Source organism: Bacillus cereus group sp. MG4 (genome assembly GCF_040460055.1).
Taxonomy (GTDB): Bacteria; Bacillota; Bacilli; order Bacillales; family Bacillaceae_G; genus Bacillus_A; species Bacillus_A wiedmannii.
Window position 1 is genome coordinate 290034 of the sequence record NZ_JARVGZ010000001.1, and the last position, 20696, is coordinate 310729.

Genomic DNA, 20696 nt, shown 5'->3' on the forward strand with positions numbered 1-20696 from the left:
CGGTATAAAAAATAGAACGGAATCGTCATGCTTATAATCGCATATAGGTATGCCGGAAATTCAGCATGTGATTGCTGGATTTTCGGCAAAAGGGGGGATGACATTGCTAGCAGTTTCGACACAAGAAGTCATTGAAGCGATTTTGGGCAGTATTGATGAGGCTATACACGCAGTAGATGAAAATGGTATTACAATTTTCTATAATACTGTAGCTGCAAAACACGATGGGTCAAAAATTGAAAAAGTGTTAGGAAAACATTTGTTAGAAGCGTTTCCTTCTTTATCTAGGGAAACAAGTACGTTAATGAAAGTGTTAGATACAAAAAAACCAATCGTTCATCAAGTTCAGCATTATCAAAATTTAAATGGGGAAGACATTTGTACAGTAAATACGACGTTACCTATTTTTATAGATGGAAATATTGCTGGGGCTGTTGAAATTGCAAAGGATTATTCCACAGTTCAAAAACTTACGGATACAATTGTAGATTTGCAGTCAAAAATAAAGCGGTCATCTAGAAAGAAAGCAATCAAAAAGCATGTTGCATTTGAGACAATCGTGACGAATGATGCTCGGTTTAAACAGACGAAAGAATTAGCACAAAAAGTAGCGCCAACTGATGCAAATGTTTTAATATATGGGGAAACAGGGACAGGGAAAGAGCTATTTGTACAAGCGATTCATGAAGCTTCTAAACGGAAGAACAAGCCATTTATTGCACAAAACTGCGCAGCTTTGCCAGAGTCGCTATTAGAAAGTTTATTGTTCGGAACGACGAAAGGTAGCTATACTGGGGCAATTGAACGAGCAGGGTTATTTGAACTTGTAGATGGTGGGACATTGTTTTTAGACGAACTGAATTCAATGCCTCTCGATTTACAAGCGAAAATGCTACGTGTATTAGAAGATGGTGTAATTCGTCGAATTGGTGATAATAAGACGCGAAAAGTAGATGTTCGCGTTATTACCGCAATGAATCAGCCACCAGAAGTATGTTTAAGAGAGAATAAAATTCGTACGGATTTATATTATCGATTAAATGTCTTTTCATTATATATTCCGCCGCTACGTGAAAGAACTGAGGATGTATTATTATTAGCGTCTTATTTTTTGAACGAATATAATAAAAGCTATAAAAAAGGTGTACTTCAAATGGATAAGGAAGCGAAAGAAAGACTACAAGCTTATCAATGGCCTGGCAATGTTCGTGAGCTAAAACATACGATTGAACATGCTGTCATTATTGCAGAAAGGGATACACTAACAGCCAATTGTTTACCGCGTACATTTCGGAAAGAGAATCTGCCAAAGAAGAAGAACATATTGCCACTTAGAGAAGCACTTCATCAAACGGAAAAGGAATTAATAGATCAAGCGTTAATTGAAACGGAAGGGAATATATTACAAGCTGCAAAAATGTTATGTATCCCTCGCCAAACGCTTCAATATAAATTGAGTAAGTACGACAAAACCGCCGAATAATTGGCGGTTTTTGTGTGTTTGCACCAATAAAAGCGTGTTTACATATATAAAAAGTAATGAATATGATAGTATGTATGGATTTCATACAGTTCTTACAAATATTTTTTTGTTTATGTAATAGCGTTCTCCGTACATTTACTTATCAATAATGTAAAGTTGGCATAACTATTGCTTATATAAAGGATGAGCGTATAAAAAGGGGGAATAGCAATGTTACATGATGTATACAAACCAAATCGTCACTGGAAGGATATCGAGTTGTGGAAGGATGTTACTGAAGAGCAATGGAATGACTGGGTTTGGCAATTAACGAATACGATCAAAACTTTGGATGACTTAAAGAAAGTGATTAATTTAATACCTGAAGAAGAAGAAGGCGTTAAAATTTCAACAAAAACGATCCCGTTAAATATTACACCGTACTATGCTTGGCTAATGAATCCTGATGACCCACGCTGTCCGATTCGGATGCAATCTGTACCGATCTCGGAAGAGTTATATAAAACAAAATATGATTTAGAAGATCCGCTTCATGAAGATGAAGATTCACCAGTTCCAGGGCTAACACATCGTTATCCAGACCGCGTATTGTTCTTAGTAACGAATCAATGTTCTATGTATTGTCGTTACTGTACACGCCGTCGTTTTAGTGGACAAATTGGAATGGGTGTGCCGAAGAAACAATTAGATGATGCGATCGGTTACATTCGTGATACACCACAAGTACGAGATGTATTAATTTCTGGTGGAGACGGTCTTCTTATTAACGATAAAATTTTAGAATATGTATTAAAAAATTTACGAGAGATTCCGCATGTCGAGATTATTCGTATCGGAACGAGAGCGCCGGTAGTATTCCCGCAGCGTATTACAGAAAACTTATGTAACATTATTAAAAAATACCATCCAGTATGGTTAAATACACATTTCAATACTTCTATTGAAATTACAGAGGAATCGAAAAAAGCATGTGAAATGCTAGCGAATGCTGGTGTTCCAGTCGGAAACCAAGCAGTAATTTTAGCTGGTATTAACGACAGCGTTCCAATTATGAAAAAACTTATGCATGACTTAGTAAAAATCCGTGTACGTCCATACTACATTTATCAATGTGACTTATCTGAAGGTATTGGTCATTTCCGTGCACCAGTATCTAAAGGTCTTGAAATTATTGAAGGTTTACGCGGTCATACATCTGGTTATGCGGTTCCAACATTCGTTGTAGATGCACCAGGAGGCGGCGGGAAAATTGCGCTTCAACCAAACTATTTAATTTCGCAAAGTGCAGATAAAGTTGTGCTTCGTAACTTTGAAGGTGTTATTACAACGTATCCAGAGCCAGAGAGCTATATCCCAGGAAGAGCAGAAGGGTACTTTAAAGAAATCTATCCAAACTACGAAGAAAAACGTTCAGATGTTGGTATCGCAGGTCTTATGAGTGATAAGAAATTTAACCTTGTTCCAGACGATTTACAGCGTATGAGCCGTCGTAAAGACTATGAAGATAATGACACTCATGCATCACTAAAAGATAAACGTGATAAGCGTGATCAACTTAAAGATAAAAAGTATCAATCGCAAATGGCTAAATTAGAAGAAAACGACAAAAAAAATGAGGATGATGCAGTATGAATTGTATGTGGTGTGACAGTACAGAAGCGAAAGAAAGCCTGAATACTGTATATTGGGAATTACCAGATGGTACGAAAGCCATTGAAATCCAAGAGACACCATGCATTTCTTGTTCCTCATGTGGTATGGACTATCAAGCAGATCAAACAGTGAAAGAAATAGAAGATCAATTGTTTCTAATTTATACGAAAGATTTACCAAAACAACTAACATATGAAGAATTAATGGGAAGACCACGTCTATTAAAAAGAAATTATTTCGACTTTTAACCAGCATTTATGCTGGTTTTTTTCTTTTTTGCCTTGTATAATGTATCCAAGTTAGAAAGGTAGGGAATATTTTTGAAAAAGACATTTTACCACTATATGATGAAGCATCGTGCAGCTTTATTTAGTAATGAAGTATCGAATTTAGCAGAAGCAATGTATGATGATTTAAGCTTTCCAAAGCAATCTGAAGATTATGATGAAATTAGTTCATACTTAGAGTTAAGTGGATTGCTAGAAAGTATGTCTATATTTGATGAAGCTTGGGATTTATACATACAAGAGAGATAAGAACTATATGAAATTTTTGACGTGAAGCTAGTCTATTTGCTAGCTTTTTTTACGTTGTAAATAATTTTTTTATACGGTGATATTTTTTATTGAAAAAATTTATGAATATACGCTTCTGTGATAAGCGTTTTTATGTAGGTTGCATATACTGTTATCAAAATCACGACGTCAAAAAAAGGAGAGATATAGATGGCGAGAAAAAAGCAACCTAAATATAACGTAGGGGACATAGTCGTGATTACGCTATATGGAACCGTTGGTAAAATCACAAATATGAAGGTTTTAGATGGAGTTTACGTTTACGAAGTCAATAATCACGATGGGTTTTACGTAGAGCAAACGTTGCAGCACGTTTCAGAGCAAGATATGAAAAAAGGTGAAACTGAGTGGATCGAATTAAATTATAATTTCACATTTGGTGATCTCGTGCAAGTAACAGGATACGATAAAGATGTGTTTCGAATTGTTGGTTTTCGTACAGAAGTATGGAGATATAAAAATGACGCATGGGAAGATACTATATACGAATTGTCACGAATTACGGATGGAGAATGGTTAGAAGCGGATGAATCAGATTTAACGTTACTTGCTAATGCTCAAACGGCAAATGCAATTTTGAAGAAAATGAAACAAGATAAAGCTGGTATGAATAAATTAGATTTAGGGAAATTAAAGTCAATTAACAACTCAAAAAAAGTGAGTGTTAAGACAAATCGTCAAGAGATCATTGATGGATTACTTGATATTTATAACGATTATCAATTGTTATTCGATACATTTAAAGATGAAGAATACAAAATTGTTATGGATGTTGTTCATAATTATTTAGTTAAATTGACAGAGAAAAAATAGTTAACTAGAAAGAGAGAATGAATTGAACAACAACATATGCAGTATAAGGTATGCCTACAATTATTAAAAAAATAAAAAGCCATTTAATAAGAGAGTCTGCCCATTGATCTTCATGCATGAACTCTTCTTTTGTTTGCCCTACTTCTTGTTCTACCTCATATTGGTATTCCATAATTAAATCCCCCTTTTTTGATAGCTTGTACTACCATCGTATGCATCTCGTCCAAAGGATATGACCTATAAAAAAAGAAAAACTATTTTTCTAATCTCATATACATAATTTTGAGATTTTTTCATAAAACAGAAATAAAGGAGTGATGCTCATGAAGGAAATTGAGGTCGTAATTGATACGGAAGAGATTGCGGAGTTTTTTTATGAGCAACTAATTGAAAGAGGGTACGTCCCAAAACGAGAAGAAATTGAAGATCTCGCAGATATTACATTCGAGTATTTATTAGAGAAATGTATGATTGATGAAGTTTTTGATGAAGAGGATGAGTGAAAGTAACGGCGGGCTTAACTCGTCGTTTTTTACTCTTTACAAACTTGTCACAAATATAGTCGGAAATTATTGGTATAATTAAAAGAAAATTTTACTCAAGAGGTGAAGGGATGTTCAAAAAAATTATTGATTCTTTATTAGGTAGGAAAAAGTATCGTTCGCATTCTAGTAGTGATTATCGCCATAGAGGTCGCTCTTATTCAAGTAGCGATTATAAACGACGTTCATCCGGTTATGGGCATCAGCATTATAAAAGAAAACGTAAAAGTCGTAGCTTCTTTTCAAGTAGCTGATGAAATGGCATCGTATACTAGCTTTATTTGATAGACCACTGCGAAAAAATACAATCGTTGCAGAACGTTATAAAATTGAATCAGTAATTGGAATGGGCAGTTATGGGCTTACATATGTCGTTAATGACTTACAAATAAATAGATATAAAGTCTTAAAACAATTAAGACAAAGTAAACAAAGATATGAGTCTGGTAGAAAATCATTTGAACAAGAGAAAATGATTTTACAAACATTAAATCATCATGCAATTCCTAGTTTATATGATCATTTCGTATGGGAGAAAAAAAGCTTTTTCGTGATGGAATATATGCCTGGTAAAAATTTTGAAGATTATATTTTCTTAGATGGGCATGCATATACAGAACGTGAAGTTTTAAAAATTTTATATGAAATATTAGAAATTGTATCGGTGTTTCATAATAAAGGTATAATTCACCGAGATTTACGTATTCCGAACATATTAATGAAAGAAAACCAAATTAGTATTATTGATTTTGGATTAGCTAAATTGAAGGGTGAAGGTGATGAAAGAGCTACAGCTTATGAAGGTGAACAAGCTTTGATGCGAGAAGTTCACTTTCGTAGCGATTTTTATGCGCTTGGTCACTTCTCGTTATTTTTATTATATGCAGGCTATGAATCTAATGAAAAACATGAAAAACCATGGTATGACGAATTAACTTTGGAAAATTATAACCGTGAAATGCTTATGCGAATGTTACAAATAAAAACGCCGTACTATGAGAATGTACAAGATTTAAAAAAAGATATAGCTTTTGCTTTAGAAAGGATGGAGGTTCCATGTTTCAAAAGTTTTTAGCAAGTGTTGGTATTGGTAATGCAAAAGTAGATACAGTTCTTGAAAAAGATGAGTATATTGTTGGAGAAGAGATACTAGGGAAGGTTCATATAACTGGTGGTTCAGTTAGCCAACAAATTGAAAGCATTTACTTAACGTTATCGACGTCGTATGTACGAGAAGTGGATGATAAAAAAGTAACAGCAACATATGATTTAGAGCGAGTTCGTTTAACAGAACCTTTTTCTGTTGAGCCGAATGAAAAAAAAGAAATTCCATTTTCATTTATAATGCCAGTTGAAACGCCGCTTACACTTGGAATGAAAACAGTTTGGGTGCATACAGGTCTTGATATTAAACGCAGTATAGATCCAAGTGATCGTGATTACATTCAAGTGTTGCCTAATGCACTATTAAATAGTGTGTTAGAGAGTGTAAATCAATTAGGTTTTAAAGCGCGTCATATAGAATGTGAAGAATTACCGTATCGATTACGTAAGCAAGTTCCGTTTGCACAAGAATTTGAGTTTGTTCCTGTTTCCGGAGAGTATTATGGGAAATTAGATGAACTAGAATTATTAATCTTACCAAGGGCTTACGATCGCCTAGAGATTATTATGGAAGTAGACAGAAAATCTCGCGGATTAGCAGGTTTATTTGCAGAAGCGCTTGATCTTGACGAGAAAGTGATTCGCTTTACAGTAACGAATGAAGATATTCCAACAATGCAAGAAAAAATTAATAATTATATTTTTAAATAAACTATGCATAAAAAAGAAATGGAGAGGAAAACTAAAACAACCGCTCCATTTTTTTGTATAGTGAGGTTATGTATGTGAAACGATATCGACATTTATACTTGTTAAGTTTTACGCTACTCATTTGTTTTGTCGTATTATCACTTTCGTATCATACCGCTTGTATTGAGAAATTTGACAATATAGTCGCGCATTTTATTCAAAGCTTTCGAAACGATTACTTGACAGCCTACTTTACTTGGGTATCTTTTATCGGTTCCAAAAGAATATATTTTCCGTTACTCATCATTCTTGTAATGTATTTTCTCGTTAGAAAAAAGTTGCTTAGTGCATTACTTCTAACAATTAATTATTATGGATCTCGTTATTTAAACAGTATGCTTAAACTATGGTACGAACGAGCAAGACCTGATGTAACACAGCTTGTTACTGCAACTGGATATAGTTTTCCGAGCGGTCATACGATGAATGCTACTGCTTTTTTAGGATTTATTGCATACGTCACAATTACTGAAGAACGTATTACATTGCATAAAAAATTGTTGATTATTTTTATAGCGAGCTTTGTTGTATTATCTATTTCAGTTAGCCGAATATATCTTGGCGTTCACTATCCATCTGACATATTAGCAGGATGGGCAGCTGGCGGTAGCTGGCTCGTTTTATGTGTTATATTTCATAAAGCGTTCATTAAAAAAGAACCTATGTCATAATAGGTTCTTTTTCCATTGGTTCAACATGAATGTGTGCATGGTAAATGCCAAACTTTTTCCGAAGCATAGCCTCGATGTTGTCAGTAATACAATGACTTTCACCAACATCCATACGAGCATCTACCTCGATTGTAATATCAACGTACGTTTGATTCCCGTACATACGCGCGCGAATGTCTACGATGTTTTCCACGCCACCAATATGTTCAATAGCACCAGCGTACTCTTCCATCTTATCTGGATCGATTCCATCCGTTAACATATGAGAAGCTTCTACGAAAATCTCCCATGCAGTTTTACAAATAATAAGGCCGACAATTAAAGCGGCAATAGGATCTAAAATAGGCATTTGGAATTGCGAACCGACAATACCTACTACTGTACCAATACTTACGAGTGCATCTGATAAATTATCCTTTGCAGCGGCTTCTAATGATTTGCTTTTTGTGCGCGCTGCAATCTTTTTCGTATACAAATACACAAAGTACATAACGACAGCAGAAAATAAGGCTACCCATGCAGCAAGTACATTAGGTGCTGCTTGTTTCGGATTTAAAAAAGATTGAATAGCACTAATAATAACTTCTAAACCGACCGTTGCCATAATAAAAGAAGCAACAAGTGATGCAATTTGTTCTGCGCGCGAATGCCCATAAGGATGATCTGGATCACGAGGTTTACGAGAGATTTTTAGACCAATTAATATAGCTAAAGAAGCACCGATATCCGTTAAGTTATTTAAACCGTCAGCACGTAATGCGCTAGAGAGGGTAATATAACTGATGATGATTTTCATAGAGGATAAAAATATGTAGGCCATAATGCTGACAATAGCACCTTTATCAGCTTCTTTATGAGAAAGAGTATCCATTTTAATCACTCACCTTTCTACAAGGAATTTCTTTCTATAAATAGAGTACCAAACGAAACTCGTGTGGGTCTATACAAACATTGTTGACGTTTTTTAGGTTTTTAAGAAGGGGATAACAAAGTTTCGTGAAGGAAAAATATGTTGTAAAGTGCAAAGTTAGGGTGTGAAATTAATTGGGATTCATTTACAATTAAAGGGTGGGAGGGTAAGAGGATGAAAAAACTAATATTTTTCTTACTATGTATTGTTCTTATAATGATTGGGTGTAATTCATCAAATAACGAAAATGTGAAGGAACATAATATTTCTAAAGTATCCATATCTACTTTTAATGGATACGGTGGATTAAATGAAAATTATTTTCTAAACATGGAAGACAAACAAATAATCAATGGAATTAATAATATGTTTAATGGCATGAAAAAACCAAAGAAAAGAGGCGAAACACCACAATACGATATACTAATTACATATGAAAATAGTGATACGAAGGGTATCCATTTATACCTCGGAGATGAAGGGGAAAGGAGTGTAATTATGTACATTGGTCATGAAGACACTGTTTATTACACTTCTGAAGAAATGACGAAACAACTACGAAAGATAATTGTGAAAAAAGATTAAAACCCTCTAGAAATTATTTTTCAGAGGGTTTTAATCTTAGTATGCTTCTAAAAACTCAGTAACTTGCTCTTCAGTTTTTGCGTTAGCACTATGTAAGTGGCCTAGCTTCTCACCATTTTGATATACAAGTAAACTTGGAATACCCATTACTTGATACTCTTCAGCGATACTTGGGAACTCATCTTTATTAATAGAATACCATTCAAACTTATTGAACTCTTCCATTACATCTCCGATAAAGTTGTCCATACGCACACAATCTGGGCACCATGTAGTAAAGAACTTAACAACTACTGGCTCCTCACTTGCGATAATGTCTTTGAATTCCTGTTCTGATTTGATTTCTTTCATGTTTTGTTGCTCCTTTTTCACTATCAATATTTTTGATTGTTTAGTTGGTGTATTTGCTGTGAAATGAAAACTTCTAACGAGAGTTTTCTTTCTGAATAATTCGTTTGCAAATTGATCCACCGCAGTTTCTTGAAGTCCTGGTACAACATGGAAGTAATTGTCTAATGTGATACCTACTCTGTTAAGTCCTAAACGTTCGCTAATGATCTTCGGATGTATACCTTAGAAACTAGAAACGAATATTAGGAACCTCACTTTTCTTTATAAGCTTTTTCTAGGGTTGTGTCAAACTTCTGAATTGAAAGGTTACTATTATAAGTAGGGTAATTCAAAGTGTATTCATGATAGCCATCGCTATAACGTTCTTTTCTCACATATTTTTAGGAGAAGTTTATGAAGTGCCCGTAATGTGATGTCGGATAAAACAAGCAATCTCTTTCCGGTACTTAGAGAAGGTAAACGGTGGATGATCACTCATAAATTTTATGAGTGAATAAAACAACAAGCAGGAAATTCAAAAAAGATGTAGGGGATGCATATATGAATTTAGAGGAATCGTTATAAGAACTTATTCGTGAAGTTGTGAGAGAAGAGATTAGGGCGGTGTTAGCTGAGTTCCAGCAATAATCACAACCAAATAAAGAAATGTGGGTGAAAGAAGCGTGACTAACAAGGGGGGGATGTAGATGTGGTAGAAAAAGATCATTATATTATTCTTTCAGAGGGGGAATTAGGATGTTGAAATGGGTAAAGAAACTGTTTTCAAAAAACGCCCACCTTGCATTGTTTGTGAGAAACAAGAAGGTGAGCTTCACTTAAAGGAAACGAAATGGATTTGTGAAAATTGTGCCCAAATTACGCATGAACAAGGTATTGAAATAGATACAAATACCCTTTTACACCTTATTCCATAAATAAGAAAGCTGGTGGGCTTCTGATTCAAGAGCTATTAAATGATCATTATTAATAGAGTTATTCGTATACATTCTGTTCTTCTGGATATTAAGGACTGTATAATTCACATCGTTATATTCATTTGAAAATGTTGATTCATTTAATAATGTCAGTGTTGAGTTGATGTTATATTTATCAATTCGCTCTTTTTTTCCTTTGAAAAACAGTTTAATAAGATGTGGCTCATCATTAATGAGCAAACCGAGTTCAGGTGATGAGCGGACGATTAAATTATCTGATAACCAATGTGATTTACCTGGATCGAACCAAGAGACATCTTTGTTTTTAATAAATTTTTTGTACTGCTTTATAACATCAATGTAGTTTTGCTTTTTCTTCTGGTCAACAGTTTGTACTAATGTTTCAAAACATTCAAAAGGTAGTTCGTTTTTATGAAATTTAATAACAGTTTCTCGTAATTGTTTCCAGTAATCAAAAATCGGGTGATATTCAGGTTGAGATTTTAGATTCTTTACAAAATTTGTTTTTGCTGCACTACTTTTCAGTGTAAAGTCTAAAAATTGTGTAAGTCCCACTTTAATTTCCGCCATGTGACACCCCCTTTCCGAACATTACTAATTCGATAGCGGAAAGGGAAATCCTGCATTTTTAAGGAGGTGAACTAGATGCTAGAAAAACCTATGTTCATACACATGGAAGTTGAGGGAGAGTAATATTAAAATTTCATTTGTTTTTTACTGTAATAAATAAATTCATTTGAATAGAAGTGAAAAATAGAGGTTTGCCTTAGTCATTTATGAAAGCTGAGAATATTTATAACCATAGGAGTAAATACACAGGTCCGATTTTTGTAATGATGGAGGGAATTGATGTGGACATAACTCAAAGCATGGCAAGAATAGTGGTTAATGGAAAGGATCTTTCGTTTATTTCAGTTAGAACTTCTGTATGGAATCAAGGACCTGTAAATGATTTAATTGTTTCGACAAACTTGAGAGTCGAGGAGCTTTATCAGTTTATGTGGTCGCAAGTTCCAGTAATGCTTGCGATGTATTTTCTTCAAGGAGCGGACTTAATGCGGTTTGCTAGAATTAATGGGATTAATCAAAGGGTAACGGGAGAATATATATATCATTTCACTTGGGGATAAAACGAATGTAAAGTAGCTTAACAGCTGCTTTTTTATTTTGTAAAAGAATTTTAGAAGATTAGAAAATATGATTAGAGAGTGATATAGATAATTTGTGACTGTTTTTCAAGTTCGTAAAGTTAATCAGTTACTTCATTTCATACAAGCGGGGCTATGAATATGAAGTTTTTAAGGAACGCAAAAAAACAGAGAGACATATATTTTTGGCTCTCTGTTTTTTTTATTCACAAATAGTTCCAGTTGCTATACCAGTTGGAGCAATACCTACTGGCATCGTATCTATAACCGTGTTGGTAGCAGTATTGATAACAGAAACAGTATTGCTACCTTGGTTTGTAACGTAGGCGAGAGTGCCATCTGGTATGATGGTTACTTGATCCGGGGATAAGGCAACAGGAATTGTATTAATTACAGTATTTGTCGCCACGCTTATTACGGATACATTATTACTAACTTTATTTACAACGTAAATACGTGTGCCATCTGGTGTAATATCTATACCAACCGGTTCAGTACCTACGTTAATTGTATTAATTACGGAATTAGTAGCGGTGTCAATAACAGAAACAGTATTGCTGTTTTGATTTGTGACATACGCACGAGTACCATCTAGTGTAAAGACGATTATTCTAGGACGAATGCCAACAGAAATGGTAGCGCTAACTGTATTAGTAGCAGTATTAATAACAGAAATATTGTTGCTTAGTTCGTTTGCAACATATGCAAAAGTTCCATTTGGAGAAACAGTGATTCCTTGCGGATCGTTACCAACAGGGATGGTATCAATAACCGTGTTAGTAGCGGCATTAATAACAGAAACATTATCACTCGCGTGATTTCCAATATAAACAGTTGTGTTATTTGGTGAAACAGCTACGCCAATTGGATCAGCCCCAACAGGAATGGTAGCAATAACTGTATTCGTAGCAGTATCAATTACAGAAACGGTATCAGAAAAAATATTAGTAACATAAGCACGAGCGCCATTTGGTGAAACTGTTACTTCAAGAGGTGCATTACCTACAGTAATTGTATCAACCACAGTATTTGTTCCGGTGTTAATTACAGATACTGTATCATTTGTAGGGTCATCTATGAGTCCTGCATTTGTAACATATACTAGGAAATTACATGCAGGCCCAGTAGGCCCAGTCGGTCCAGTAGGCCCAGTCGGTCCAGTCGGCCCCGGTGGACACTCACAATCGCCAGTGGGCCCTGGTGGTCCTTCTGGCCCCTGAATACCTTGCACCCCTTGAGGTCCAGTCGGTCCTTCCGGTCCTTCTGGTCCTTGCATGCCTTGCACCCCTTGAGGTCCAGTCGGCCCCTCGATTCCTTCCGGCCCTTGAAACCCTTGCACCCCTTGAGGTCCAGTCGGTCCTTCTGGTCCTTCCGGCCCTTCCGGCCCTTGGATTCCTTGCACACCCTGAGGTCCCGTAGGTCCAGGTGGTCCAGGAACACCCATTCCAGTCCCAGAACCAGTGGGTCCAGGTGGTCCAGGTGGTCCTTGAATGCCTTGCACCCCTTGAGGTCCCGTAGGTCCTTCTGGTCCTTCCACGCCTTGAATACCTTCCACGCCTTGAGGTCCAGTAGCTCCTGCAAGTCCTTCCGGTCCTTGAAGCCCTTGCACCCCTTGAGGTCCCGTAGGTCCTTCTGGTCCTTCTGGCCCTTGAATACCTTGCACCCCTTGAGGACCAGTTGTTCCTTTAGGTCCTGGAAATCCTCTAGGTCCTGTCGCTCCAGTAGGACCGGGTATTCCGATAATATTTAATAGAGAACTATTCAATATTCCTTGCAAAATTAAGTTGAATGTTTGTTGTAACAATGGGTCCGATATATTGGAACAACTAATGAGCGAAGATAAATTTTGGAATAGAAATTGGAATAATGCAGAGATTTGAGTAAGAGATGCAGTAGGCAAAGAATTGATTAATTGAGTGATAGTTCGTATAACTAAATTTTTATTTGGAGTATTTGGTTGTACGGCAATGATTAAATCATTTAACGCTTGTAATGATGATTGGAGTATTTGTATAGTTGTCGGATTTGGCGTGGTAAAGAAAGAAAGGATAGCTTGATTTAATTGGTTAATGAGGGACAATAATTCTTGTTGCTGAGAAAATGAGAAAAAAACAGGGGAATTGGAATTTTTTGCACGGATCGTTTGAGTTTTGATTATTTTTCATAATTACCTCCTTTTTAAAATTTTATCATCGTTAAGTATGCTTTAAGAGTTTATATTTTCTTCTGCATTTAAAGGATTTGTAAGTATTTGTGTGATGTTCAGGAATATTTTTCTTCTAAGTATATGTTTAGAAAATCGAGACGTTCTTATGGGACGTATAATCAATACTTGGTTATTAACAGGAAGTGTAAGTAAGGCTAGAAAACAAAATGGAAATATATTTTTATTAACTTAAAACATAAAAGAGTAATTTATTAAGTGTTCTAGTGAAGAAATCATCTATTTGCAAAAACTACTTTGTTTTATAGGAAAAGTAATATAAATGGAAAAAATTTAAACACTCAAATAAATAGCGAACCGAATGAAAAAATAAAGGAAGACAGCTGATAGAAATAGCAGGAAGTTGGATACAAAACGTAGGTTCCGTAATTTCATTAATTGGACAAACACGTGAAGAAAATGAGGAGTTGGAAGGGAGCGATTAATAGACTAGCTTTTAAGAAATGTAACTATTTTCCAAAGTGACAATGAGTAATTTTTACCTTGTTTTTTGATGAACCATTTTTATATGAAAATCATATAATATATTGTAGGACAAGCAACCAGCTTATAATCTATTAAATACTCAAAGAGCTTACCTTTTATATATCTTCGCATCTACTGATCCAGATACTCTTTTTTATTGAACAAAACACCCATTTGGAAAGGAGGTTAATAATGGGAGTGACATTAGAAGAATTAGAAAAGTGTTATAATAAAGCCTTTATTAAGGGAGCAGAGTACGTAGCTGTTCAGATTGAAACGGATGGATTTCATAGCGATGAAGTAATTATTGACGACAAATATAGTATAGATTCTAAATTAAAGTATTATAAGAAAACATACAATGAAAATTTAGAACATAGATGGATTCCAGGGATTCGTATTGTAGGTTTTGCATATGGCTATTCGTTCTCAGAAATTCTACATGAATTAGGGTTGCTAGTGAAGAAATGATTAAACAAATAGCAGTTATTTTATGCGATGCCATGCTTTTAGTGGTGTCTTTTTTGTTGTGAAGGAAAGATATAAATAAAAAAGAGAGCCTAAGCTCTCTTTTGAATAGATACCTAACGTTTATGCACAAATTGGAATTCCTAATGCTATTAAGGTCAATGCTACTTGAAGAGAAAGTTCTAATCTAGCAATTTCGATTCCAGCGACTGAGACCACTAAAAGAGGTTGTCCATTAACGAACAAAACACAGCTTTCCATATTTTCGCCTCCTTTCGAGTAATCTAATATAGTATATGGATAAAAAATCAATACGTAATAGTCAGATTAATGAATTTAATAGAATTGATAATTTAACCTATAGTATAAAAAAATTAAGTAAACTAATACCTGATTTATTAACACCATATATGAAGGACAAGAATATATTAGGAGTATATAAAAACGTAGGAGTGGTAAATATGTTCTTTGCAAAGTTACGCGGTAGGAATGAAGTTCCACCAGTAGAGACAGATGCTCGAGGAGAGGCTTTCTTTAAATTAAGCCCGGACAAGCTTAGCTTAAAATTTAAGTTAGATTTATTCGATATAGAGGATGTAGTAGCTGCCCATCTGCATCTTGGGTCAAAAGGAACGAACGGTCCTGTTGTAGCTTTTTTATTTGGACCTATAATAAATCCAGTTTCAATAGAGTTTGCAACTCTTACGGGAATGATTACTCAAGAAGATTTGGTCGGGCCGTTAACGGGTCAAACATTAGGTACTCTTGTAAATGAAATCATATCTGGAAACATATATATTAATGTTCATACAGTACAACATTCTAATGGTGAAATACGAGGACAATTGAATTATTGTTAATGAATAAAAGTAGTGAAAAATAAAGCATCCGTTTAGGGTGTTTGTATTTTGTGAAGGTTGTATAGATAAGTAATCTATTTTTAGTAATCTTGAACATTCATTTCTAAAATTTTGAAAGTGGTCGAATTTAAAAAATAGTTATCAGAAACCTGTTAATGAAATGCCCCTTCAAAAATTAAATTAGTATTAGTAGATGAACCTTGTAAACGAAATATGCAAGTGTAACAGATAATAAAAATTTTTTAAACTTAATCAAAGCTAATAGATTAATTCTCCACACCCACTGAAATAAAAAATCATAACATAAATTGTAATTACTTTTACGGAAGTGAGATGAAAATAATGTTTTATTCATATTTTACTACCCAAGCAGGTATGCGACCAGCGTATGGTACATCAATAACGTTTAGCGGAGCACAAAGTACAGTTCAAGCTGTTCAACAAGCGTTACAAATGCAACAACAAATGCAAATGCAGCAACAAGGTATCCAGCCGTATTATTCATCTATGGAGTATTTTTACCCAGTGCATCAAATCACACCGTATGGAAGTTCTTTTCTTACTATCCCGTATGGCACTGTATTTAATCTATAAATTAAAAGTTTAATCAGTAGGGGGCAGGTATCCCAAACCGATTATTAGTCCTCACCAATTGGACATATACGGACGATCCGGCTCCTACCTATCTTTCTTGCATGTTCCGAAATTTTTTGGGAGTCTTATTACCCGCAATGGAGAGGGGGATATGTAAGCGTCAAATAGTTCTCAACTACAATTTGTAAATAGTCGATGAGATAATCTCCGTACATATTACAAGTGTTTTTTGATGAGATGATACCGATTAAAGAAAAAATAGGGATTATTTTATCATGAAAAATGATGGTTAATGGCTCTGTATGAAAGGATACATGAACATTTATTTACGTGGATTAGATCGAGATGTAGCAACGAAGTCCTATTTGTGGTTATATCGAATAGGACGATTGTCTTATAACTATTAACCTACAAAGAAGATTCGACCCGTTTTTTCTAATCTTGAAAGATATTTACAGCCATAACATCACATATTTTATTTATAATTGTAAATAGTTATTAAAATGTATAAATGATATTTCTTTTATATAATAAAAAAGAAAAAAGGAAAAATAATGCAACTTTTTAATTTGTTTATTCGTGTTATATATGAAAGGAGGAGGGGGATGGAGATTGAAGAAATATATAAGGTTTATATAAACGATGTGTACCGGTATTTATTTTCCCTTTCTCGTAGCCATCACGTAGCGGAGGACTTGATGCAGGAGACTTTTTATCGGGCGTATCTTTATCTAGAAGACTATGAAAACCAAAAGGTAAAATCATGGCTATTTAAAGTGGCATATCATACGTTTATTGATTTTGTTAGGAAAGAGAAAAAAGTAACTTTTGTAGGAACGGAAGAATTAGAGACAATACAAGCAGGGGAATCTACAGAAGATTATGTAGTCGCAAAAAATAGTTACGAAAAATTAATTCAGATTATTCATACTTTACCAGTGGTAGAGGCACAATCTATTTTATTATGTGACGTACATCAATTAACGTACGAAGAGGGTATGTATGTAGCCCCGATTGGCTTTCCAGCAGAAATGATCTCAAGGCCAAGTGGTGCCTTTGAAAGTGATTCACCTCATGAGGAACAATTTATTGATGTTTTAAAGTCATTACAGAAGCATGAAGATTTAGCAGTGAAGCTATCTAGAGCGAAAGTATTAGAGTTGTCAAAGCGTATTTCTTTCCTTGAAAAAAATGGGATAAAAACATACGGGGCAGTTGTAACTGGGCCTAAAGTAGAAGTTGAAAAATTGATGAGCCACGAAAAAGTTAGAAAATTGAAAGTAGGTGAAGCAAGGTTATGGAATTGGCATTCTTAAAAAAAGGGAAGAATCATATGTATAAACAGGAAACGTGGATGGGGACTATTTCATTAATTATTGCTTTTCTAGCGTTATTGTATTTGAACATTATATTGCTTATTCAAGAAACATTTATAGATAAAAGTTTTCTGCAAATAGTTGGTATTGGAGTGGTGTGCTCAGTCATAGGTATGATCACAAAAAGCAAAAGTCGAAAATATGCATTGTGGGCATGTAGTTTATTTATTTTTATGTTTCTGTTTTCTGTTTTCTGTATTTGGATTTATGTTAGGTTGGATGATAAGCTTTGGGCCATAAAAAAGAGCGAATGTAGATTCTCTCTTTTTTGTATTGAAAGTAAAATAGCTAAGAGAAGAATCCATTAAATTTGAATGGATTGCACTATACATCTAGGTTGTGTTTTTATTAATATGTTTTCCTCTCAAGTGTATATAAATAGGCGATAAGTATAGTGCTAAAACAATAGCTCGTCCAAACATTGCGAATCCCTCTTACATAATATGTAGTAATAAGCATGAAAGGGGAACTAGTATGTCTTGCTATTACTACTGTAAGTATTGTAAAGAGTATAAAAAGAAACAGCATGATTGTTGTAAGAGCAAGAGTAAGTGTAATGACAACGAGGGGAAGCTTGTTAGGTTATCTGCATTTAGAGCTAGAAATACGGTGAATCAAACGGTTCCTGCTAATACTTTTGTAAAGGTATTGTTCCAAAATGAACAATTTGATTTAGCAAATGAGTATAATCCAGTAACGTCTATTTTTATTCCGAAGACTAGGGGAGTTTACTCTATTATTGGAACGATTGGTTTCTTTCCAAACGATCCTAGCTTAAATTATAGAGCTCGTGTAGAAATTCGTGTAAATGGAAACGCAGCGATAGCTATAGATAATGACTTTTTCGGTCCAATAGGTTTTGGAAATGTAGTAAGTGTTTCGACGATTATTCAATTAAATGAAGGAGATCAAGTTGAGGTTTATGCACAAAGTAGCATAGACGGAGTTTTAAGTCCTTCAGAAGACGGCTCACATTTTGAAGCGGCAAGATTTCCTTCTCCAATTAAATAACGAATAGAATAAATTACTTTTCAGTAGGTTTAGTTAATCCCCTTTACCAAATGGTGGGGGATTATTATTGTTTTTCTAAAATATATAAGTAAATAGGTTAAATGTAGTTTTTTTCAGGAGCATTTCACATGCTAGGATGTAAGGGTGAAATGGGTATCTTATTTTGAGTATTGGATTTTCTACAGGTAAAAAAAGAGTACAACGAAACAAGTAACATGGTTGTGAAAGTTCTTTGGCATTACATTTGCTAGTCGTTTTATGGAATAGAAAAGACATCTTAATTTATAAATGCATAAAAGTCCGTATAATTACGGGCTTTTTCTTTACTATATAGAAATTACATATTTAACATACGTATATGTAGGTATTACTATTGTATGGAAAGGAATAACATTAAGGCGATTACACTATATAAAAATAAAATAAATCCTAAGATGAGTAGTATGGGATGCAACTTGAACATATTTGACCTCCTTGAGTATATAAAGAATTTTAATACATCTATGGTCAATTTAGAAGGGAAATATATTAGATGAATATAATGCTTGAATGATTACACATTTATTAAATTGTTTATAAGTAAGCAGGATGGGGGATCGCCTGTGAAATATAAAAGTAAACAGGTTTATATGTACAGGATGAGGGATGAATAAAAAAAGAGCATACATAAACAGTACGCTCTAAAGAAAGATAGGTTTTATGAGTGGATAATCTCCATACGATAATATATGCTCGGTTAACAAAAATGTGTGAAAAATCAATAGATTATCAATAGAATATCATGAAATGAGTAATTTTAGTCTTTTACTGAAGTCGTTTAGCTAATCAAAATATGGATAGAACGGATTAACAATTGGATAATGATCGTACTTCAGTTTCGTATTTCTTATAGTGTGGATATTGCGTAATAGTTTGACACTTAGGTGTGGAAAGTTGATTAATTATAGAAACATTTGTAATTACCTCGTTACAAGGACCGAAAAATGTGATTTGTAGTTTTGAGTTTGGTGGAACTTTGACCACGATAGGTTTTTTTTCCATGAAATCAGCTCCTCATATGCAGTATCTTATTCTGCACTTTTTCGTTCAGATTATAAAGGCGTATTAATATAATATGAAATTTTAGTTGAGTTGATAATAATATGGGGTTTTATGGCGTGGTGAAAATGGGGGAAATGCATTGGAAACTGAGAATGTTCTATAAAATGTTTAATCGATATAATAGGTAAAAGCAAAAAACAAGTAATTTATCTAATACACTTTTTTCCTTGATACATATTATAGTAGTAAGACTTGTATTAGGAGGTAATGAAAGAGTGCAAGAAAATGTACAAGCTCAGCTTTCACCACCATGGATCACATATTTCAATGAGTTAAAAAATTCAATTGGTGCTGATCCAACTGTTTCAGTTGGTCCGCTAATTCCAGTTGGCGGGAATTATATTATATTAGTGCATGCGTTAAGTAATGAAAAAGCGATAGCGTTAGCAACGCTTCTAAAATCTTTTGTAGAATTTGGGAATGTAAGTGTAACAGTTATTGTAACTAATAATGAAAATAACATTGTAAATCCACTTCCATGTCCACTAGATGCATTCGAAATTGCTCATTTATTTCAAGTGGCGTTAGAAAATAATCCTTATTTTGAACAAGTTGTTGTACAACCGCAGCTTCCTGGAGGATCAAATGTTGTCTTTCCAGTTTTTGCTGCGCAAGTGATTCAATTTTTTAATGATGATATTTCAAATTTATGTCAAACATTTACTGGTGTTGCTGCAAATGTATTTCATGATGTAATGAACGATGACATTTGTGATATCCCAATTTTATTCTCCACAAGCTGTGTTCCGAGCGGTGAGAGTGCACAATTACAAAATACAGATTTAACACCAAAACTGTTTTACTAGATTGTAAGTAGACATTTTCTTTAATAGAAAATGTCTTTTTTATATGTATTAACGTTACATTGTCTAGCTAATTGCGGATGGTGACTGAAATTTCCACTGATAAATATATAGCGTATAAAGATAGTATGTTTGATGCGAAAATATATAAGAAATGAAAGGTAAATTATTTTCATTAATATAGAGTAACCGTAAGAAACACAGAAAGTTAGCTGTCATACATATGTTTATTAGTCTAAAGAAGATTAATATCGATGAGTAGTAATAATGAAAA

25 protein-coding genes and 4 pseudogenes are annotated in these 20696 nt (G+C 34.3%); 22 read left to right on the plus strand and 7 right to left on the minus strand.

The genetic code is table 11. The features are described 5' to 3' along the window. Positions 1 to 97 precede the first annotated feature (97 nt). From rocR to QCI41_RS01520, 5 genes are all read left to right on the plus strand, one after another. Positions 98 to 1483: an arginine utilization transcriptional regulator RocR gene (gene rocR, locus QCI41_RS01500; RefSeq protein WP_353838608.1), complete on the plus strand. Its 1386-nt coding sequence runs from the start codon at positions 98 to 100 to the stop codon at positions 1481 to 1483. A gap of 210 nt (positions 1484 to 1693) precedes the next feature. Continuing rightward, on the plus strand, positions 1694 to 3115 hold the full coding sequence (gene kamA, locus QCI41_RS01505; protein WP_000902133.1) for a lysine 2,3-aminomutase: 1422 nt from the start codon (positions 1694 to 1696) through the stop codon (positions 3113 to 3115). Beyond that, complete coding sequence (locus QCI41_RS01510) at positions 3112 to 3384, plus strand: YokU family protein (protein ID WP_000995761.1); 273 nt, start codon at positions 3112 to 3114, stop codon at positions 3382 to 3384. Before kamA ends, QCI41_RS01510 begins: the two co-directional genes overlap by 4 nt. Before the next feature lie 72 nt (positions 3385 to 3456). Continuing rightward, entirely contained in the window at positions 3457 to 3672 is a 216-nt protein-coding gene (locus QCI41_RS01515) for a YozE family protein (RefSeq protein WP_000750728.1), read from the plus strand. A gap of 189 nt (positions 3673 to 3861) precedes the next feature. After that, positions 3862 to 4524 (plus strand): hypothetical protein, encoded by a 663-nt coding sequence (locus tag QCI41_RS01520; protein WP_000101496.1) that lies wholly within the window; start codon positions 3862 to 3864, stop codon positions 4522 to 4524. A 4-nt stretch (positions 4525 to 4528) separates the two neighbouring features. On the opposite strand, the gene QCI41_RS01525 is transcribed toward QCI41_RS01520, so the two are convergent. After that, positions 4529 to 4696: a DUF3930 family protein gene (locus QCI41_RS01525; protein ID WP_000456535.1), complete on the minus strand. Its 168-nt coding sequence runs from the start codon at positions 4694 to 4696 to the stop codon at positions 4529 to 4531. Positions 4697 to 4847: 151 nt separating this feature from the next. Here QCI41_RS01525 and QCI41_RS01530 point away from each other — a divergent pair, with 151 nt between their 5' ends. The 5 genes from QCI41_RS01530 (at position 4848) to QCI41_RS01550 (ending at position 7591) form a co-directional block, all read left to right on the plus strand. After that, positions 4848 to 5027: a YozD family protein gene (locus QCI41_RS01530; RefSeq protein ID WP_000658451.1), complete on the plus strand. Its 180-nt coding sequence runs from the start codon at positions 4848 to 4850 to the stop codon at positions 5025 to 5027. 110 nt (positions 5028 to 5137) lie between these two features. Then, the gene (locus QCI41_RS01535; protein WP_046959337.1) at positions 5138 to 5320 is read left to right on the plus strand and encodes a hypothetical protein; all 183 of its coding nucleotides are present in this window, start codon (positions 5138 to 5140) and stop codon (positions 5318 to 5320) included. Beyond that, entirely contained in the window at positions 5320 to 6141 is an 822-nt protein-coding gene (locus tag QCI41_RS01540) for a serine/threonine protein kinase (protein WP_046959338.1), read from the plus strand. The genes QCI41_RS01535 and QCI41_RS01540 overlap by 1 nt, the downstream gene beginning before the upstream one ends. Continuing rightward, positions 6123 to 6881 carry a sporulation protein gene (locus tag QCI41_RS01545; protein ID WP_353838607.1) on the plus strand — a complete coding sequence of 253 codons (759 nt, stop codon included), beginning with the start codon at positions 6123 to 6125 and terminating at the stop codon, positions 6879 to 6881. Before QCI41_RS01540 ends, QCI41_RS01545 begins: the two co-directional genes overlap by 19 nt. A 74-nt stretch (positions 6882 to 6955) precedes the next feature. Next, positions 6956 to 7591 carry a phosphatase PAP2 family protein gene (locus QCI41_RS01550; protein WP_000833364.1) on the plus strand — a complete coding sequence of 212 codons (636 nt, stop codon included), beginning with the start codon at positions 6956 to 6958 and terminating at the stop codon, positions 7589 to 7591. Here QCI41_RS01550 and QCI41_RS01555 read toward each other — a convergent pair. Continuing rightward, a complete protein-coding gene (locus QCI41_RS01555) occupies positions 7581 to 8462 on the minus strand; it encodes a cation diffusion facilitator family transporter (RefSeq protein WP_046959341.1) in 882 nt (293 codons plus the stop codon). The two genes, QCI41_RS01550 and QCI41_RS01555, sit on opposite strands and share 11 nt — an antisense overlap. A gap of 213 nt (positions 8463 to 8675) precedes the next feature. Here QCI41_RS01555 and QCI41_RS01560 point away from each other — a divergent pair, with 213 nt between their 5' ends. Then, complete coding sequence (locus QCI41_RS01560; protein ID WP_353838605.1) at positions 8676 to 9086, plus strand: YhfM domain-containing protein; 411 nt, start codon at positions 8676 to 8678, stop codon at positions 9084 to 9086. Between the two features lie 36 nt (positions 9087 to 9122). Here the strand turns inward: QCI41_RS01560 and QCI41_RS01565 are convergent, their stop codons facing one another. Next, positions 9123 to 9437 carry a thioredoxin family protein gene (locus QCI41_RS01565; RefSeq protein ID WP_000658777.1) on the minus strand — a complete coding sequence of 105 codons (315 nt, stop codon included), beginning with the start codon at positions 9435 to 9437 and terminating at the stop codon, positions 9123 to 9125. A 743-nt stretch (positions 9438 to 10180) separates the two neighbouring features. Here QCI41_RS01565 and QCI41_RS01570 point away from each other — a divergent pair. Beyond that, positions 10181 to 10351, plus strand: a complete 171-nt coding sequence (locus QCI41_RS01570; protein WP_353838604.1) for a hypothetical protein — start codon at positions 10181 to 10183, stop codon at positions 10349 to 10351. Here QCI41_RS01570 and QCI41_RS01575 read toward each other — a convergent pair. Further along, positions 10334 to 10942 (minus strand): hypothetical protein, encoded by a 609-nt coding sequence (locus QCI41_RS01575; RefSeq protein ID WP_353838603.1) that lies wholly within the window; start codon positions 10940 to 10942, stop codon positions 10334 to 10336. The genes QCI41_RS01570 and QCI41_RS01575 overlap by 18 nt on opposite strands. 206 nt (positions 10943 to 11148) lie before the next feature. On the opposite strand from QCI41_RS01575, the gene QCI41_RS01580 reads away from it, so the two are divergent. Then, on the plus strand, positions 11149 to 11502 hold the full coding sequence (locus tag QCI41_RS01580; RefSeq protein WP_353838601.1) for a hypothetical protein: 354 nt from the start codon (positions 11149 to 11151) through the stop codon (positions 11500 to 11502). Positions 11503 to 11722: 220 nt separating this feature from the next. On the opposite strand, the gene QCI41_RS01585 is transcribed toward QCI41_RS01580, so the two are convergent. Then, on the minus strand, positions 11723 to 13678 hold the full coding sequence (locus QCI41_RS01585) for a collagen-like repeat preface domain-containing protein (protein WP_483299071.1): 1956 nt from the start codon (positions 13676 to 13678) through the stop codon (positions 11723 to 11725). 339 nt (positions 13679 to 14017) lie between these two features. Between QCI41_RS01585 and QCI41_RS30600 the strand changes: the two are divergent. Next, positions 14018 to 14169 (plus strand): annotated as a pseudogene (locus QCI41_RS30600) (DUF6944 family repetitive protein); the annotation flags it as partial. Between the two features lie 232 nt (positions 14170 to 14401). Next, complete coding sequence (locus tag QCI41_RS01590; RefSeq protein WP_353838600.1) at positions 14402 to 14680, plus strand: hypothetical protein; 279 nt, start codon at positions 14402 to 14404, stop codon at positions 14678 to 14680. Positions 14681 to 14800: 120 nt separating this feature from the next. On the opposite strand, the gene QCI41_RS01595 is transcribed toward QCI41_RS01590, so the two are convergent. Then, on the minus strand, positions 14801 to 14938 hold the full coding sequence (locus QCI41_RS01595) for a DUF3956 family protein (protein ID WP_000443219.1): 138 nt from the start codon (positions 14936 to 14938) through the stop codon (positions 14801 to 14803). A gap of 200 nt (positions 14939 to 15138) precedes the next feature. On the opposite strand from QCI41_RS01595, the gene QCI41_RS01600 reads away from it, so the two are divergent. The 6 genes and pseudogenes from QCI41_RS01600 to QCI41_RS01625 all read left to right on the plus strand — a co-directional run bounded on the left by QCI41_RS01600 (position 15139) and on the right by QCI41_RS01625 (position 18518). Next, positions 15139 to 15537 carry a CHRD domain-containing protein gene (locus tag QCI41_RS01600; RefSeq protein WP_353838599.1) on the plus strand — a complete coding sequence of 133 codons (399 nt, stop codon included), beginning with the start codon at positions 15139 to 15141 and terminating at the stop codon, positions 15535 to 15537. 342 nt (positions 15538 to 15879) lie between these two features. Then, positions 15880 to 16131 carry a DUF3947 family protein gene (locus QCI41_RS01605; protein WP_000500107.1) on the plus strand — a complete coding sequence of 84 codons (252 nt, stop codon included), beginning with the start codon at positions 15880 to 15882 and terminating at the stop codon, positions 16129 to 16131. Positions 16132 to 16736: 605 nt separating this feature from the next. Continuing rightward, a pseudogene (locus QCI41_RS01610) lies at positions 16737 to 17138 on the plus strand (sigma-70 family RNA polymerase sigma factor); the annotation flags it as partial. Next, a pseudogene (locus QCI41_RS01615) lies at positions 17124 to 17447 on the plus strand (anti sigma factor C-terminal domain-containing protein); the annotation flags it as partial. The pseudogenes QCI41_RS01610 and QCI41_RS01615, both read left to right, overlap by 15 nt. Then, a pseudogene (locus QCI41_RS01620) lies at positions 17429 to 17747 on the plus strand (hypothetical protein). The pseudogenes QCI41_RS01615 and QCI41_RS01620, both read left to right, overlap by 19 nt. A 234-nt stretch (positions 17748 to 17981) precedes the next feature. Next, on the plus strand, positions 17982 to 18518 hold the full coding sequence (locus QCI41_RS01625) for a C1q-like domain-containing protein (protein WP_353838597.1): 537 nt from the start codon (positions 17982 to 17984) through the stop codon (positions 18516 to 18518). Between the two features lie 846 nt (positions 18519 to 19364). Here the strand turns inward: QCI41_RS01625 and QCI41_RS01630 are convergent. Beyond that, complete coding sequence (locus tag QCI41_RS01630) at positions 19365 to 19559, minus strand: hypothetical protein (RefSeq protein ID WP_353838596.1); 195 nt, start codon at positions 19557 to 19559, stop codon at positions 19365 to 19367. A 275-nt stretch (positions 19560 to 19834) separates the two neighbouring features. On the opposite strand from QCI41_RS01630, the gene QCI41_RS01635 reads away from it, so the two are divergent. Further along, a complete protein-coding gene (locus QCI41_RS01635; RefSeq protein ID WP_001157700.1) occupies positions 19835 to 20425 on the plus strand; it encodes a hypothetical protein in 591 nt (196 codons plus the stop codon). Positions 20426 to 20696: the final 271 nt, after the last annotated feature.